This window comes from Levilactobacillus huananensis, assembly GCF_003946145.1.
Taxonomy (GTDB): domain Bacteria; phylum Bacillota; class Bacilli; order Lactobacillales; family Lactobacillaceae; genus Levilactobacillus; species Levilactobacillus huananensis.
In genome coordinates this window covers 19484-37121 of record NZ_RHOC01000004.1, presented here as the reverse complement: position 1 = coordinate 37121, position 17638 = coordinate 19484, and the positions used below count along the sequence as shown (strand labels likewise).

15 protein-coding genes are annotated in these 17638 nt (G+C 48.4%); all 15 read left to right on the top strand.

Features of this window, described 5'->3' with window-relative positions:
- Nucleotides 1–18: 18 nt before the first annotated feature.
- The gene (locus EKM71_RS04660; protein ID WP_125573493.1) at nucleotides 19–1182 is read left to right on the top strand and encodes a hypothetical protein; all 1164 of its coding nucleotides are present in this window, start codon (nucleotides 19–21) and stop codon (nucleotides 1180–1182) included.
- A gap of 463 nt (nucleotides 1183–1645) precedes the next feature.
- The gene (locus EKM71_RS04655; RefSeq protein ID WP_125573492.1) at nucleotides 1646–2287 is read left to right on the top strand and encodes an SDR family oxidoreductase; all 642 of its coding nucleotides are present in this window, start codon (nucleotides 1646–1648) and stop codon (nucleotides 2285–2287) included.
- Between the two features lie 1956 nt (nucleotides 2288–4243).
- Nucleotides 4244–5068, top strand: coding sequence for an alkaline phosphatase family protein (locus EKM71_RS04650; protein WP_125573491.1), 825 nt, complete (start codon nucleotides 4244–4246; stop codon nucleotides 5066–5068).
- A 289-nt stretch (nucleotides 5069–5357) separates the two neighbouring features.
- Nucleotides 5358–6611 (top strand): NupC/NupG family nucleoside CNT transporter, encoded by a 1254-nt coding sequence (locus tag EKM71_RS04645; protein WP_125573490.1) that lies wholly within the window; start codon nucleotides 5358–5360, stop codon nucleotides 6609–6611.
- Nucleotides 6612–6863: 252 nt separating this feature from the next.
- Entirely contained in the window at nucleotides 6864–8177 is a 1314-nt protein-coding gene (locus tag EKM71_RS04640; protein WP_125573489.1) for an NCS2 family permease, read from the top strand.
- 81 nt (nucleotides 8178–8258) lie between these two features.
- A complete protein-coding gene (rihC, locus tag EKM71_RS04635) occupies nucleotides 8259–9173 on the top strand; it encodes a ribonucleoside hydrolase RihC (protein ID WP_125573488.1) in 915 nt (304 codons plus the stop codon).
- Between the two features lie 634 nt (nucleotides 9174–9807).
- Nucleotides 9808–10689: a metallophosphoesterase family protein gene (locus tag EKM71_RS04630; protein ID WP_125573487.1), complete on the top strand. Its 882-nt coding sequence runs from the start codon at nucleotides 9808–9810 to the stop codon at nucleotides 10687–10689.
- 375 nt (nucleotides 10690–11064) lie between these two features.
- The gene (gene rsmG / locus EKM71_RS04625) at nucleotides 11065–11793 is read left to right on the top strand and encodes a 16S rRNA (guanine(527)-N(7))-methyltransferase RsmG (protein ID WP_125573486.1); all 729 of its coding nucleotides are present in this window, start codon (nucleotides 11065–11067) and stop codon (nucleotides 11791–11793) included.
- A 19-nt stretch (nucleotides 11794–11812) separates the two neighbouring features.
- Entirely contained in the window at nucleotides 11813–12643 is an 831-nt protein-coding gene (gene noc / locus EKM71_RS04620) for a nucleoid occlusion protein (RefSeq protein WP_125573485.1), read from the top strand.
- Nucleotides 12644–12656: 13 nt separating this feature from the next.
- Nucleotides 12657–13424 carry a ParA family protein gene (locus EKM71_RS04615; RefSeq protein WP_125573484.1) on the top strand — a complete coding sequence of 256 codons (768 nt, stop codon included), beginning with the start codon at nucleotides 12657–12659 and terminating at the stop codon, nucleotides 13422–13424.
- On the top strand, nucleotides 13414–14298 hold the full coding sequence (locus EKM71_RS04610; protein ID WP_125547421.1) for a ParB/RepB/Spo0J family partition protein: 885 nt from the start codon (nucleotides 13414–13416) through the stop codon (nucleotides 14296–14298). The genes EKM71_RS04615 and EKM71_RS04610 overlap by 11 nt, the downstream gene beginning before the upstream one ends.
- Nucleotides 14299–14316: 18 nt before the next feature.
- On the top strand, nucleotides 14317–14523 hold the full coding sequence (locus tag EKM71_RS04605; RefSeq protein ID WP_057877410.1) for a DUF951 domain-containing protein: 207 nt from the start codon (nucleotides 14317–14319) through the stop codon (nucleotides 14521–14523).
- A gap of 5 nt (nucleotides 14524–14528) precedes the next feature.
- On the top strand, nucleotides 14529–15629 hold the full coding sequence (ychF, locus tag EKM71_RS04600; RefSeq protein ID WP_125573483.1) for a redox-regulated ATPase YchF: 1101 nt from the start codon (nucleotides 14529–14531) through the stop codon (nucleotides 15627–15629).
- A gap of 17 nt (nucleotides 15630–15646) precedes the next feature.
- Nucleotides 15647–16372 (top strand): DUF1129 family protein, encoded by a 726-nt coding sequence (locus EKM71_RS04595; RefSeq protein WP_125573482.1) that lies wholly within the window; start codon nucleotides 15647–15649, stop codon nucleotides 16370–16372.
- Between the two features lie 362 nt (nucleotides 16373–16734).
- The gene (locus EKM71_RS04590) at nucleotides 16735–17379 is read left to right on the top strand and encodes a hypothetical protein (RefSeq protein WP_125573481.1); all 645 of its coding nucleotides are present in this window, start codon (nucleotides 16735–16737) and stop codon (nucleotides 17377–17379) included.
- Nucleotides 17380–17638: the final 259 nt, after the last annotated feature.

The following is a 17638-nucleotide window of genomic DNA, read 5'->3' as shown; positions in this document are numbered from 1 at the left end:
AATACAGGAGAGTTCAATATGGATGCCCTAAAAAACATTTCAAAGAAAAACTGGACCCGAATTGGTATCGTTGCAATACTTTTGATTATAATTTTTGGTGGCGTGCACCTGTGGAATAACCGTAAGATTAGTGTTCTTAGTCATAATGCGTCAAATGTTCACTTCACTGGGTACAATGGTTCCGGTGAAGTCGCCTTCAACTCTGGGAATGTCATGATGAAAACCATGGTCAAGCGCGTCAAGCTGGGGGACTACTGGACAAATAAGCTATTGGCCAGACCAGATGATATTGAAGACTGGCAGAATGATGGCGATGCGTCATCATCTGAGGATGGCGAGAAGCTTTCAAAGATTAGCCAATGGTATAAGGAAACCTCGGTAACTGTTTCTAAATCTGGTAATCTTAGTAATGGCGATACGGTCACTCTGAAGGTTGACACGGGTAATGATAAAAGTAACCCGATTAAACCAGAAAGTAAAACTTTCAAGGTGAAGGGCTTGGAAAAGATCAAGACAATTGCGACGAGTAGCCTTTTCAAAGAATTGAAGGTTTCTTTCACTGGTTTTAATGGCCGAGGACAAACGGTGGTTAAGAGTCAAAATTCGGATTGGAAATCAGCCAATGATTTGACGGTTGAAAATAATGGGCATCTTTCTAATGGAGACAAGGTCAAGATTAAAGCTCCTGATGGCTTCTTCGATGATGACGATAAAAACTTCACGGGTAATGACTACTTCACTGTAAAAGTCCATGGTCTCAAGCCACTGACCAAATTCAAAAATATCCGAGAAGTTCAAAAATTGACTGACGCCTTAATTGACAAGGAGTACTCATCTGATGATTTTTCGGATTATGTCAATACTTTCCAGTCTATGTATCTAGTGCCATATACGGATGATGACGCGGATGCACTTAGCGAAGACGTTACGGTTAATCGCATTGGTGACTATAGTGGTACACAGCTTTTAGAAGTCGATGTTCTTTACAGCGTGTTAGATAAGGATGATGAAGATGCCAAACCGGATACGTACAAGGTAAGTTTGACCGAACTTAAGTATGATTCCAAGGGGAATATCAACATCTCTAAGTTAAATACGGATGATAATTCTTCGATTCAAATTGTTGACAATGCAAAGACAGCTGAGCACAATTTCAAAACGAATGGTATCCAGATCAAATAGTAGGTCGCTGACATTACTGAAAACAGTATGCTAGCGTCAATTATTTTAAAAATTTCGAAAAAAGGTTGTTTTTTAGTGGCCTCATTTGGTGATGGTTTAGGATAACTCGCAATTGATGTAGGGAACAATGTTTGCCACTCTATTTTTGAAACTCGTTCAATGATGATTTGTATTTCTAAAATTGTATAGGTTTCGGACACATCACTTATTTTTGCTGTCTACTGATTTCTGATAGATTGTGTAGACGCAATTGTGATGTGTCCTTTTTTATACAAGAAGGGACTGATGCGTAATTTGGGAACACTTGATATCCAAGATCCGTTTTAATAACGAACGTTGGCATGGATTGGTTTATGGCGACTGTCTTGCATGAAGTGATTAGGAGCGAAAACATCTGGCTTGCTTAATGTAATTACTAGTATTACAGTATAACTGTAAACTAAAAAGAAACGAGGGTCTTAAGATGACAAATGTCTTAGTATTAGGTGCCAACGGTCGTATCGCACAGCTGGCCACCAAACAATTATTAGCCAATGATCGGAATCACTTAACGCTGTTCCTGCGTAACTCTAGCCGCTTGGCCGACGCTGCCAGTGACCGGGTGAAGGTGGTTGATGGGGACGCCGACAACGAGGCCGACTTGAAGGCCGCTATGGTCGACGCCGATATCGTTTACGCCAACTTAGCCGGAGATAACATCGAAGACCAAGCCAAGACGGTAGTGGCTGCCATGGATGCCACCGATGTAAAGCGCCTGATCTGGATCTCCACACTGGGGATTTATGATGAAGTGCCTGGCAAGTACGGTGAATTCAACCACAAGATGCTCGATGGGGGCTACCTCGAAACTTACAGTGCCGCTGCCAAGGTTATCGAGGGTTCCGACCTGGACTACACGATTATTCGGCCAGCCTGGTTGAGCAACCGTGATGAGATTGACTACGAAACGACGCAGAAGGGTGAGCCTTTCAAGGGGACCGAAGTTTCACGAAAGAGTATTGCGGCCTTGGTTACCCAGTTGGTCGCTGATCCGACCCAATCGATTCACGCTTCTCTGGGTGTCAACAAGCCCAACACCGATGGCGATAAGCCTGTTTGGTACTAAACAAGTTCATTTAGGAGCTCGTCTTTCGACGGGCTTTTTGAATTAGGCTAAAAATAATTTCTTCCTATAAAAGCCTGTTTAACGGCGTTCGCTTGGCGACAACAGAAAAGACCAGGTCAAAAAGAGTGCAAAAGGCGTCGATTCGCGGTATAACTATGGTGTGCGCTGAGTATGGCGCATAAGCCAGAGACTTGTTTTTTACTTAACTTGGAATCAATTTACTAAGCTATTCTGTGAAACTTTTCCTCCAAACAAGAACCCATGGATTTGCCTGGAATTGATTCATATGTTGTGTAACACCGTTGGCGGTCATGACCCGCTGGCGGTGCTTTTTTTGGCCTCAGGACGGTTTTTGAAACCTCCTGGGCAGGTGATTGGGCAATTTTGATGGCTTAACGGCCTTTTTTCAGGGTGATTCATTAGAATTTTGATTGCACATTTAGCAAGTTCAACCGGAAATTTCGGGCGCCAGTTGTGCTTAGATTGGGCAGCCAATTTCATGTCTGGAACGGCCCACTGAAATTGTCTTGTCAACAAGCCGCCAGACCCGATATAACGGCATTTGTTGTTGAGCATAAGACTTGACTTTTCATTACGGATTCGGCTTAAAAATTAATTTTAATTTCGGCATTCTTTTTGTTGTAAACGCTTACAACTCGTGATACTATAAAGGTGCGGAAAGGAATTAAGAGTTGTGAGATTCTGTTTTTCAGGTTCAAATCTAGTTGGTACACTGCTTCAAGAAACCGATTTCCGTTTTGACGCGAGACAGGTTTTTAGATTCAGGTTCCCGCACCAGTGAAAAAAAGTTTTTGACAACTCCGATAACCCTTCTAAAGAACTCTAGTAGCTTCAGGTACCAGGCAACATTTCATCAACAAATAATTTAATATCTGTTTCAAGCTTAGCGTTTGACGAAAGCGTAATTGTTTCAAAAGATTAGACGACAGTTCCAGAGTTTCACTAGAGCTCCTATGTTACGGTAACAGAGGTCATGCAAGGATTTCAACAAGAGTCGATAGAGCGTGTTCTGTTAGGGTAATGAAGGCATTAAGAAATTGATTCAAGCTGAGACGATAGCCAGAAATTAAATAATATGAGAACGGCTGTGACAGCTCAGTTGGAAAAATATAGTTATGAGGCGATTAAGAATTAAATTGATTACGAAACGGAAATTTAGTAGTAATCACAACCTCCTTTCCGTGAGTTAGCGGACTTCAAGTCATCTCCATTTCAAACTTGAAGTTCGTTTTTTTGTGCCATTTTTTAAGCCTTAAAGGGGTCTGTCTTAAGACGCTGTGGTCTGCGTGCACCTGTCATGACGGGGATTTGCATCGTCGGGGGTTGTAACAGTCCGCTCTATCCGTTGGTTATAGGGAGACCTATTCCTGATAAGGTCCATTACCGGTGTGAATTGATTGGAACGCGGGATAACTGCTTTGGCTGCGATAGCGGGTAACCAGCGGGTATCGTAACCCAGCGTAGGTCAGTAGGCCGCTTCACTTTGGGAGCTACTGAAGTGTCGGGGAGCCCTGACGGGTCATCAATTGAGGAGGCGGTGGGGACATTAGACCAATTGGAACCGCTTACCGGTAATATCAGTTTTGTTCGCCTATTTTTTAGCAACGGCTTATCGTTCAGTTATCCACCACCTGACCGGTTTATCGGTTTAAATTAGCCCGATCCCGGAAGTTAGAGGGGTGACATCGCCATTATAAATGTATAAATGGAACGTAAACCGTTTAACGAAAAAGAAAACGGTTTCTCCAATAACTGTAATCTGCCGCGATTCTTAGAGTCTCAAGGATCGTTAAGGGGCGTAATGTTCGGGAATGAGTTTCTTAGAAATTATGCAATCAGCCATTTACAGGCGGCGATGGAAACGGTATATTATTACTAGACCGAAATTTTGCCAACGTCATTTTTGATGGGGTGGTTACGAAGGAGTGAGAGATGATGGCTTTTCATCGCATCTTTGTCATTGACTTTGCCGGCTTAGGCTTGGGTGAAGCCCCCGACGCTAACCGTTTTCAATCCGTTGGCGCAGATACAATTGGTCACGTTGCGGCTAGTTGGTCAGGTCAGCTAAAACTTCCAACATTACAGCGCTTGGGTCTCGGAAATATTCGGGTTGACCATCCACTTCCAGGTGTGCCCCCGATCGATCATCCAGATGGATTCTTTGGTCGGTTACACATGGCTGCCAGCGATAATGGCCGAGCCACGGGCTTACGGGAGATGTGGGACTACACCGGAGAGATCCGGACCCGTAGCGTGTTCGATACGTTACCGACGGCAGGGTATCCCGTAACTGTTGCCGGTCCTTTCCTCAGCTATCTACAAACGCAGGACACCGTTGAACGCTTCCAACTTGGGAGCAATCAGGATGCCTTCCGTGTTCTGTATGACCAGCTCTATCGACCAGCTTCTGGATTGGCCACAGTGATGCTCCCAGAGTTTCGCTTCGCCAGTGAGGAAGGGGACGTCGGTGAGTTTGGTAAGGCGTTGATGAATGCCGACCACTACTTGGCTCAGGTTATGAATGACATGGGGGCGAACGACCTCCTCATTCTCACCGCTACTCATGCCGGTGATCCGACTATGCCGGGTAAACCAACCCGCGAGTATTTGCCGTTGATAGCTTATTCGCCATCACGGCCTAGTGCCCATGCCTTAGGGATTCGCCGCACACTGGCTGATGTTGGGGCGACGGTGCTTGAGAACTTCGGTTTGGCACGTAATGCCGCTGGACATAGCTTTATGAATGAATTAACGCAATAATAAAACGCCACACAAACTAGGCATCATGAAAGGAGGTGAGGGGCACAGCATCGCAGGAACATCTTCGGCCAACCAGGGGTCGTGTAGATCGTCAGAAGAAGATTCATCAATTATTCAGATTCCTTCGCAGGGATCTATTCACCAATTCTCTGACGAATACGATCCGGGCGTCGACACCGCGATGAACGTTTCAACAACTGTGGTACATAGATTCTTAGCGACCACTTCACGGTTTGTTTAAAACTGACGGGTCGTCAGTTAAAAAATTCGGAAAGAGGTATTTCGACCAATGATTTTTATTAACATGTTAGGGGTACTTGTTTACCTCGCCATTGCGTTCTTGTTCTCGAAGAACAAGAAAAAGATCAACTGGAAGTCAACGGTTATTGTTTTAGTATTGAACCTTGTCTTAGCTTGGTTCTTCACGAGTTTCCAAATCGGACAAGACATCGTCAAGGGTGCCGCCGATGGTTTCAACTGGTTAGTCCAAGTTGCCTACCAAGGGATTGTCTTCGCCTTACCTAACTGGGTAACGCCACAATTCGGTGGGACTGCTAAGTCAATGAACTTCATTACCAGTTCACTCTTACCAATCCTCTTGGTTGTGCCAATGTTCGATATCTTGACTTACATCGGGGTATTGCCTTGGATCATCAAGTGGGTCGGCCGTGGCTTATCCTTCATTACTGGCCAACCTAAGTTCGAATCATTCTTCTCTGTTGAAATGATGTTCTTAGGGAACACTGAAGCCCTCGCCGTTTCTCAATTACAATTAAAGACAATGCGTAAGGAACGTAACTTAACCCTTGCCATGATGTCCATGTCTTGTATCACGGCTTCCATCTTGGGTGCATATACCCAAATGGTTCCAGGTCAATTCGTTTTGACGGCCGTTCCAATTAACATCTTGAATGCCATCATCGTGACGAACATCTTGAACCCTGTCGAAGTCACACTTGAAGAAGACACGATCGCTAAGATCGGTGGCTCCAGTGTTGCTGCTGAAGAGGGCGAAGTTGAATCCGATGGCAAGAAGGAACCTTTCTTCTCATTCTTGGGTGACTCTATCATGGGTGCCGGTCGTTTGATCTTAATCATCGCTGGTAACGTTATTGCCTTCGTTGCCTTAGCTGCTTTGATTGACAAGTTACTTGGCTTGATTAGCCCAGTATTATCCCTGGAACACATCTTAGGGGTAATCATGTTCCCATTTGCATGGTTAATGGGTCTGAACGTGCACGATGCCTTCGGTTTTGCCCAATACATGGGGACGAAGTTGGTTACCAACGAATTCGTTGTCATGGGTAAGATTGCCGGGACGATCAACACGAACGCCTTCTCACCTCACTACCGTGCCATCTTGACTGTCTTCTTGACTTCATTCGCTAACTTCTCAACGACTGGGATGATTATCGGTTGTTTCAAGGGGATCGTTGACCGCGAAAACAACGAACTTATCTCCAAGAACGTTGGTTACATGCTTCTTTCCGGGATTTTGGTTTCCTTACTTTCAGCCGGTATGGTTGGATTATTCGTTTGGTAAACCTGAGTCAAATAGCTTAACGTTTTAAAATTGATAGCCCAGGGCCATTGGCTTCTGGGCTATCTGTGTCAGCGAATCTAGGTTATACTAGAAGGACAGCGACAAAACGGGACTTTCCCGGGATGTCCGTCCGGGTGCCGACCTTCCATGCGGGAGTGAAACCCAGCCGAATGGGTGAAAGCATTCGGTTGCAATGCCCGATAAAGTACGTACGTCGGGTAATGACGTATTGAAAGATAGGAAATTAATCTAATGGATAAGCAACAAGCGCAAGCTGACTTAGCGAACGACATGACGTTACGCGAAGCCTTGCGACACAAGGATATCGTCCGTAACGAAATAATCGCGGGGATCACGGGCTTCTTCGCCATTTCCTACATTATTATCGTTAATCCGCTGATTCTTAAGGACGCTGGGATCCCCACGGATCTCAGTGTCTTCGCGACCATCTTCTCCTCGGTGATCGGGTGTTTGGTCATGGCCTTTTGGGCCAATGCACCAATCATTCTGACCCCGGGGATGGGGGTCAATGCCTTCTTCACCTACACCGTTGTGGTGAATATGGGATTGAGTTGGCAAGAGGCCCTCGGGATCGCGGCCGTGGCGAGTTTTGTCTACATGTTAATCGCCTTTACGAAGGTGGCGACGATTCTCTCCACGGCGATACCCGAGTCCCTCAAGAGTGGGATTACCGCGGGGATCGGTCTTTTCTTGGTCGAAATTGGCCTGGAGAAGGCGGGTCTCATCGTGGCGGGCAAATCGTCACTGATTGTGTTGGGAGATCTGACCAAACCCACGCCACTCCTGGCCTTGTTCGGGTTGGTGTTGAGTCTGGTCCTCTACATCCGTAAGGTGAAGGGAAACTTCTTCATCGCGATCATTGCGACCAGCCTGTTGGCCTTCTTCTTGGGGGTCAAGGACAGTGACACGCCGCAGGTTGACCTGGCACGATTGGCTCAGTACCACGAGATCTTATTTAAGAATGATTTCTCGCACTGGCTCAGTATTCCTTTCATCCTGGCGGCCTTCTCAATGACCATGATTCTGGTCTTTGAGTCGATGGGGCTCTTACAGGGCCTCCTACCCAACCAAAAGAAGTTCAAGAAGACCTTCGAGGGTAGCGCGATTACCACCTTTTTCTCCGGCTTCTTGGGGACCAGCCCAACTGTTGCCGCTGCAGAAAGTGCCTCGGGTATTGAGAGTGGGGGTCGGACCGGGCTGATGGCCTTAGTGGCTGCGGTCATGTTTGGTCTCTCACTCATCTTCGTTCCGCTGTTGGCCTATGTGCCTTCCGCGGCGATTGCGCCAGTGATTGTCATCACCGGTGCCATCATGATGGCTGCTATCGGAAATATTAAGATGGCAGACTTCTCCGAATGGTTTCCAGCCTTTCTGATTATTGTGCTGATTCCATTTACCAATAGTATTTCGACCGGCTTAGCCTTCGGATTCGTGTGTTATCCGGTGATGAAGGTGGCTTTGGGTCAGGGAAAGAACCTGTCCTGGCCAGTCTACCTGCTGGGTGGACTGTTCTTAGTCGATCTGGTATTTAGTGCCCTGTTGTAATGACAGGGTTTTACACAAGGGTTAAACGTAAGCGGTTTCGACCGCTGTTAAAAACCAAATTTTCATTGGGAGGAAATAATGATGACTACAAAGATTATTATGGATACTGACCCAGGAATTGATGATGCTGCTGCCTTAACGATGGCGATCAACGACCCAAGTATTGACTTGAAGCTGATCACGACTGTTGCCGGTAATGTTACGGTCGACAAGACCACCATCAATGCACAAAAGATTGTCCGTTTCTTCAATGCGAACATCCCAGTTGCCGCCGGTGCCGAACAACCACTCTTCAAGGACTTTGAAGATGCTGCTCGGATTCACGGTGAATCAGGGATGCCTGGTTACGACTTCCCAACCGACCTGCCTAAGCCATTAGACAAGACGGCCGTCGAAGCGCTCCATGATGAAATCATGGCTAGTGACGAACCAATTACGTTGGTTCCAACCGGCTCATACACCAACATTGCTTTACTCTTCTCTGAATACCCAGAAGTTAAGAGCCACATCGAACGGATCGTGGCCATGGGTGGTGCCTTAGGTAAAGGGAACATGACGAGTGCCGCTGAATTCAACGTCTTCACTGACCCAGATGCAGCCGCTATCGTTTACAAGTCCGGTATTCCAATCGTCATGGTTGGTCTGGACATTACCATGAAGGCCCTCTTAACTCACGAAAGCATCGAAGAATTACCAAAGATTAGCGAGACTGGTAAGATGTTGCATGATATCATCGTCCAAGATGGTGATAACAACAGCAACGGGATTGCGATGCACGATGTGAACACCATCTTCTACCTGCTTCACCCAGAAGCAATCAAGACTGAAGACATGTGGATCGACGTGGTTACCACTGGCGCTGCCATTGGTGAAACGGTCGGTGACATCCGGGGTGCTTACCATGATGGCAAGACCAATGCCAAGGTTTCCGTTGACATTGATGCCGCTGCCTTCAACAAGTGGTTCCTTGAAGAAGTTCGCGCCATTAAGAACTAGTCTTTCTTACGAATAGAATTTTGAAGAGCCTGGGAGAAATCCTGGGCTCTTTTTCTTTTGAGATAATTGGAGAAAAGTCGTTAGGCTGGTGCGAACGATGTGGTAGGGACTTGAGGTGAGCGCGACGGTCACAGGCAGACAAACGCAGGCCTCATTTTCATTACACAAACTTTACACAAACGAGTAGGTTTTCCATACGATTCCGATACATTGACCGCGTATGATAAGAGGTAAATCAAGGGGAAGAGGATGATCGTATGTCCGCTACGGAATTCGATACCTTAATCTTACTGATTATCACGTGGTTACCGATGCTTTGGTTTTCCCGACCGCCAAAGCGTCACAACTAACTTGTACAGTTACGGCCTGAATTCAGTGTGAATTCAGGCCGTTTTTTGATCGTCGCGCTAGACCATAAACTATCAGATAGGCTGACGATAGCAAAAGAAATTTAGACAGAATCGGGTTGCTTGCTCACTATTTGCGGAAACTTTACAAGATGTTGACGTGGATCACATGGTTAATTTACATAGGATCGCTATGCTAGACCTAACTTAGTGATTATCGGCGTTTTACCGTCACCGGGTGACCGATTTCCCGGCGGCCATCATCTGTTTTGGGGGGCAACGGGGACATGAATAAATTTACCATTATCCATTTATCGGATTCAGAACTCACGGCACCAGGGGTCGACCCACAGTATCACCAACGGCTATTGCCGCAGGAGAAACTCCAGCGGGTATTCGACGATGTCTTGGAACACCAGTTACAGCCGGACCTCATCGTCTTGAGCGGCGACCTCTTACAGAGTGGTACGGCCGGGGACTACGCTCGGTTTCACAGTTACCTGCGTGAACAATCGCAACGATTGGCGGCCCCAATTGAAGTGGTTTTAGGGGACCAGGATGATCGTGAGGCCTTTAACAACGGCTACTTATCCCAGCCCGCTCTGCCGTACTACGCCTATAAGCAAGTCCATCAAAATATGGATTTTTACTTCTTAGATTCCAAATGGGAGGAGAACAAGGAGGCGGGATGGTTAGACAGAGAACAGCTAGACTGGTTGAACAAGAATCTGCATCTCGCACCACGCCGTCGGGCCTTCATCTTCCTCCATCATCCGCTGGATGCGCCGGCCTTACGACCGATGCGCTACGCCTTACTCCAAAATAATCGCGAGCTCCTGGCAATTCTACACGGCCACAATATTGGTGGGATTTTTACTGGCCATTTACACTTTGCGGCCAGCTACTTAGTTGAAAGTACCATTCCGGTCACGGCCGTGGGGTCGGCTTCGACCTATATTAACTGTCAGGATCCCCACTATCATGAGGTCCACGATGCGGTGACCTACAACGTCATCACGATTCAGCGCGGGCTAGCCAGCATTACCAGCCATCCCCTCTATCTGGGGCAATCTATCATCGACACAGTTACGGTGAACAACACAGGTTTTGCCAAACACCGACCACGCTTGACCAGTTCACGGCGGATTGCCAATGGGCCGTTTGCCTGAGTGTTGCTGTCTGATCATGGGATATGGGGATGATTGACCACATAATTGCCAATCATAATTCAGGACGCCCCAGAGCCTCACCAGGGCAATCCTCAGACTATTGAAGTCAAAGGCAAATTAAACCCATAAAAACAAATTTTGGAGGGGTGATTCCCAGTGGCAAGGCGGGAATCACCCCTCTGTTAGTTTTCCTCAGGAATAGGCGTTTCATGTGAGCCTAGTTTTCGGTATAATAGGTATCGACGTGTGAGCGAAACGCCGCAGGAAACCTCGCGAGTTTGTGGGGGACGAGTTGCGTTTCGCTAGTAAGTAAGGTAAAGTATAACCAAACGTGAAACAATCTTGTTTCACAGAAGTGAACTGGGAGATTAACGTATGAATCCAGAAGAGTTTCGTGCCGCGTTAGCAGCGCAAGGCATTGATTTAACCGCAACACAGGAACAGCAATTTGCAACCTACTATGAGTTCTTAGTTGCGACCAACGAACACGTAAATTTAACCACGATTACCGCGGAGCCAGACGTCTACCTGAAACATTTTTACGACTCACTGACCCCTGCTTTTTACGTGGACGCGATGCGCACGGAACCGTTAACGGTCTGTGATGTCGGGGCAGGTGCCGGGTTTCCGTCGCTACCTTTGAAGATTATGTTCCCACAGCTCCAAGTGACGATCGTGGACTCGTTGAACAAGCGAATCACGTTCTTAAATGAACTGGCGGCTAAGCTCAACCTAACCGGCGTGGCCTTTCATCATGCCCGTGCCGAAGAATTTGGTGGCAAGCGTGCCGCCAATCGCGAAGGCTTTGACCTCGTCTTGGCTCGAGCCGTAGCGCGGATGTCCGTCTTGAGCGAATTGTGTTTACCACTCGCTAAGGTTGGGGGTCAATTCGTGGCCTTGAAGGCCGCGCAGACGGAAGATGAACTCGCGGTGAGCCAGACGGCTATTGCGACTCTGGGCGGCAAGCTCGCAGCCGATGAGGCCTTCGCGCTACCAGTGAGCGGTGACCAACGCCACATTGTGGTTATCGACAAGGTTAGACATACACCAAAGCGTTATCCGCGTAAGGCGGGGACGCCTAATAAGGAACCGTTAGAAGATTAATGGGATGGGGGTAAGATAATTGCCATTTTCATTATTTGGAAATAATCGGGAGAAGGCGGTTCAGCCGACACATCCCGTGAAACAAAACGTCGTTATGATTCCGGTTGTCCAAATCATTCCCAACCGGTTTCAACCGCGGCAACGGTTCGACGCCACCGCGATTACCGAGTTAGCACAGACGATCGAGGAGCATGGCCTCTTACAGCCTGTCGTGATTCGTCAATTTGAAACCGATCATTACGAGATCATTGCCGGTGAACGGCGGTTTAGAGCGATTAATCAACTGAAATGGGAGACGGTGCCGGCCATCGTTGAAGAGATGAGTGACGACGAGACGGCTTCCATGGCGCTGATCGAAAACCTTCAACGAGAGGAACTCTCCGCTATTGAAGAGGCTCACGCTTATCAACAGCTGATGGCACTCAATCACATGACGCAGTCGCAGTTGGCAGAAGGCATTGGCAAGAGTCAGGGGTTCGTGGCCAACAAGCTGCGACTTTTGAAGCTGGCTGAACCCGTACGTGACGCCATCTTGAATCGTCAAATTACTGAACGCCACGGCCGGGCCTTATTGGCCTTGGACGATGCCGGTCAGGTCGAGCTGTTGGCACAGATCATTGCCGATAAGTTGACGGTTAAGGAGACTGAAGCGGCGATCACCAAACGCAAACAGCCTAAGCGGCGGCGCAAAGTCACCAAGCACGGGGTCTCCAAGGACACGCGCGTGGCGGTCAACACGATTCGTCATTCGGTGAAGATGGTTCAGGATGCCGGCATGACGTTGACGACTAAGGAAGAAGAAACACCAGACAGTTACCGGATCATCATTGACATTCCAAAAGAAAGCTAGAGGTGAACGACATATGGGCTATATCATCGCATTAGCCAATCAAAAGGGTGGCGTAGGGAAGACCACGACCGGGGTTAACCTGGGCGCAGCGCTGGCTTCGGCCGGCAAACACGTCCTCTTGGTGGATACCGATGCCCAGGGAAATGCGACCAGTGGGGTCGGCATTCAAAAGGCAACCATTGAACGTGAAGTCTACGACGTGTTGGTGAATGAGACGCCAATTCAAGAGGCGATTATCCATACGGAACATGAAGGACTGGATATCGTGCCCGCAACCATTCAGCTTTCCGGGGCGGAAATTGAATTAACGCCAATGATGGCACGGGAAACCCGGTTGAAGGCGGCCCTCGATGAGATTAAAGACGCGTATGATTACATTCTCATCGACTGTCCCCCTTCGTTAGGGCTTTTGACGATCAACGCGTTTACCGCGGCGAACTCGATCTTGATTCCCGTTCAAAGTGAGTACTATGCCTTGGAAGGACTGACCCAGCTGTTGAATACGGTGAAGTTGGTTCAAAAGCATTTTAACCGTGACCTGAAGATCGAAGGGGTCTTACTGACCCTTTACGATGCCCGGACCAATCTTGGAAAACAGGTTAATGAAGAAGTTAAAAAATATTTCCAAAATAAAGTTTATGCCACCATTATTCCGCGTAACGTCCAGTTAGCGGAGGCACCGAGTCATGGGATGCCAATCATTGATTATGCGCCAAAATCCAAAGGTGCCGAAGTATACACTGAACTCGCAAAGGAAGTGCTAGCAGCCCATGGCAAGTAAGAAAGAAAAAAGTTTAGGCCGCGGAATTGACGCGTTATTTGCCGAAAATGGCGTCGACGCCGGCGAAGAAACAGTGGTTGATTTAACGTTGGCCGATATCCGACCTAACCCGTACCAACCTCGTCAGAAGTTCGATAAGAAGGGCCTGGACGATTTGGCTGCCTCGATCGAAAAGACTGGGGTCTTCCAGCCGATTATCGTCCGCCAACCAGACAAACGCGTGAACCGTTACGAAATTCTGGCCGGTGAACGACGCTTCCGGGCCTCTAACTTAGCTGGAAAGACCACGATTCCTGGGATCATCCGTGATGTGACTGAAGAACAGATGATGGAAATCGCCGTGTTGGAAAATCTCCAACGCGAGGATTTAACCCCATTGGAAGAAGCCGAAGCCTACGATACGTTGATGACCAAGCTCACCTTAACGCAGGCCCAGGTCTCCGAACGTCTCGGTAAGAGTCGCCCCTACATCGCCAATTATTTGCGGTTATTGGGACTGCCTAAGGCGGTTAAAGACATGTTACAGAAGAACGACTTGTCGATGGGGCAAGCGCGGACCTTGTTATCCTTGAAGGATAAGACCAAGCTCGTGGCGTTAGCCAAGCGTGCCGTGAGCGAGGGGATGACCGTGCGGGCCTTGGAGGCCGAGGTTGGTAAGCTGAATGGTGCGGCTAAGAAGCTCGCTAAGAAACCAGCCAAGAAGAAGTCGCCATTCCTGCGTTCTACGGAGAATCAACTCCAGGAACACTTTGGCACGCAGGTCACGATTAACGAGACTGCTGGCAAGGATCAACAAGGAAAGATCGAGATTGACTATCTCTCCAATGATGATCTGAACCGCATCTTGGACCTGCTGAATATCCACCAGGACTAACTCATGGGAGGCATGACCATGTATGATTTAGGTGATTTGGTAGAAATGAAGAAGCCCCATCCATGCGGAACCAACCGCTGGGAGATTACCCGAATGGGCGCGGATATTAAGATCAAGTGCACCAATTGCGGTCACGTGGTGATGTTGTCACGGCGTGAATTTGAAAAGAAACTAAAAAAGGTATTGGTTCGCAAAGCCGACGCCGAGAATGGAAAGAGTGAATAATTGCTATGTCATTAACTGCAGGAATCGTTGGCCTGCCGAACGTCGGGAAGTCAACTTTATTTAACGCGATTACCAAGGCCGGGGCCGAAATGGCTAACTACCCATTTGCCACGATCGATCCGAACGTGGGTATGGTGGAAGTTCCTGATAACCGTTTGGATCGGATTCAAGAATTGATTCCAGCCAAGAAGGTTGTCCCAACGACGTTTGAATTTACCGACATCGCTGGGATCGTCAAGGGCGCCAGCAAGGGTGAAGGTCTGGGGAACAAGTTCCTGGAAAACATTCGCCAAGTGGACGCCATCGTTCACGTTGTCCGCGCCTTTGACGACGATAACATCACCCACGTTTCTGGGAAGATCGATCCCATTGAGGATATTGAAACGATCAACTTGGAATTAGGCCTGTCCGATCTAGAAGCCGTTAACAAGCGTTTGGCTAAAGTTGAACGTGCGGCTAAGGGGAGCGACAAGGAAGCTAAGGCTGAATTGGCCGTTTTACAAAAGATCCAACCCGTTCTTGAGGCTGGTGGCGCCGTTCGGACGATTGACTTTGACGAGGAAGAAACCAAGGTTGTGAAGGGACTCTTCTTGTTAACATCCAAGCCCGTCCTTTACGTGGCTAACATTGCCGAAGACGACATGGCTGATCCCGAAAACTCCAAGTACTTCGGTCTGATCAAGGACTATGCTGCCAAGGAAGGCGCCGAAGCGATTGCCGTGGCTGCCGAAGCCGAAGAAGAGATTGCCCAATTGGACGATGACGAGAAGCAGGACTTCCTCGAAGCCGAGGGTGTGGAAGAACCCGGATTGAATCGCTTAATTCGTGCCTCATACCACCTCTTAGGCCTCGAGACCTTCTTCACGGCTGGTGGCAAGGAAACCCGTGCCTGGACGTACAGAAGTGGCACTAAGGCCCCTCAAGCGGCCGGAATCATTCACTCTGACTTTGAACGTGGTTTTATTCGGGCAGAAGTCATGGCCTTTGATGATTTGGACAAGCTCGAATCTGAAGCTGCTGTTAAGGAAGCCGGCAAGCTACGGGTCGAAGGGAAAGACTACGTGATGGAAGACGGCGACATCGTCGAATTCCGGTTTAACGTTTAGAAGGGAACAGAAATTAGATGAGTGATAACAAGCAAACTCCGCGGAATGCGGGCGTTCGTCAGAATCGCAACAGTGTTGCGGTCAACGAACGGGCAGCGTTTGACAACCTTGGGTTGACCAAGCGTAACGCCGAATACATGTACCGCTTCAACAAGGCCTTGGAAAAGACCAAGTTGACACCAGAACGGAAGGCTGAGGCCGTGCAGGCCATGGTTGATGAACTTCTGGAGGGTCAAAAGTCAGGGATGACCGGTAAGAATACGTATGGGGACATCGACGCACGCGTGAAACTCGTCGTTGAAGGGCCACAGAAGCCGGATTCCCTGTTCGGTGGCCGGGATTACTGGCCTAACATGATCTACAATGCCTTGACATTCTTCATGATCTTCAACCTGATGTTTGGTTTGATCTACTTCTTCTCACCGAAGATGATGAATACGAGTCAACCCGTTGGGATTACGGCCATTACGGTCAGTGCCCTGATTGCAGGGTTTGCCCTGCCTGTGATGCCACGGGTCTTCGATCCGAAGATCAAGCATCGTTACAACGGGTGGTTGAGAACCTTACTGGTCGTCTTGGTTTTCGTCGTGTGGATGGTGTTGTTCTTCTCAGCACAACTCTTACCACCAATGATCAACCCTGTTCTACAACCCAAGCCAAGCATCGCGTTGGGACTCCTGTCCATCGCTATCATGCTTTGGATGCGTCGTCATTACAACATTCGTGGTGGGTTACTCGGTTAAGCGCAATAAACTGCCTTGTGGCGCACGTTTCGACACGATAATAGCAAAAAATAAAATCAGCTTTTTCAGAGGGGAATTCTTCTGAAAAAGCTGATTTTTGAGTTATGTTCCAGATTCTTTTAGTGGTGAATTTCGCGGCTAGCACGTCAGAAGACCAGACTTCCTAGTCCAAAATAATGATCCCACAACATCATGGATAAGGGACGCCAATTGCCCGATTAGCTGCGTTTCCCGCTGATTTTATTTTGGGATAAAGTAGCTAAAAAATGCCCTTGTTGCCGAAGTCGTTTGGCCCTATCATGCACTCGAGTAGCCAAGCAAATGACCACTCTGATAACTTCATTTCGTGGGGAGGATTTATTATGAGGAAAATCATGGGGTATGTCTTGGGATTGGTTGCGACCTTAGGTGCCGCAGGGGCAATTGCAACGACCGCAAATGCCGATGGAAGTAGTGTCAGTGCTGCTAGTGGTAGTGGTGCGGCTAGCGCTGCGAGTGTTGCCGGAACTGCTAAGGCTGCTAGTGCAGCCAGCGCTGCCGGATCAGCCAGTGCAGCTAGTGCGACGAGTGCCGCGAGCGCTTCTGGCGCCGCAGCACCCGTTGCCGGGGCAAGTGAATCGGGGGCACCCGAAGCCGGATCTGGGACTTCCGAATCCGGGCAGATTGTGATTCGGACTTGGGTCCGTCACCCACGCGTCGTCGTTCGTCGGCATGTGGCTAAGGAAAAGATCATGCGGGCTGACAAGAAGATGCGCGGTCACGATCACTATCGCGATGGCAGCCGCATTATTCGTTTCAAGAAGGGCGTGAAGGGATCTGAAGTGATTCTTCGTAACCGCAAAGGGCGCGAGATTGAACACTTCAGGATTCGTCGCAACGGCCGTTTTGAAATCAAACTCTCGAAGCGTGAAGCACGTGACCTCCGCAAGGGGGGCAAGTACTTTACCTTCACTGTCCACGAAAAGGGTTATCGTGCCTACACCGTTCGTTACCGTCTTTACAAATAAGACGGTAATTCGGGGTATTTAGTCGAGTGGTCTGAGGGAGCTGTTAAGCTGAGCTAGACGCCTGGGTCAATCGTTGGCCGGGTGTGGCTTAACGGTAACCTGAAGACACCCGTTGTGTTCGAGTAATCGGGCACACGCCACAGGAAGGTCGTGACGGGGATTGAGACCGGAAAATGACCGCCTGTGTTTGGAGAGACCGTGGTGTCGGCTACGGCCTCTTTTTTTGATCGCTGGTTTTTAAAGGCACTGCGTCCCTTCG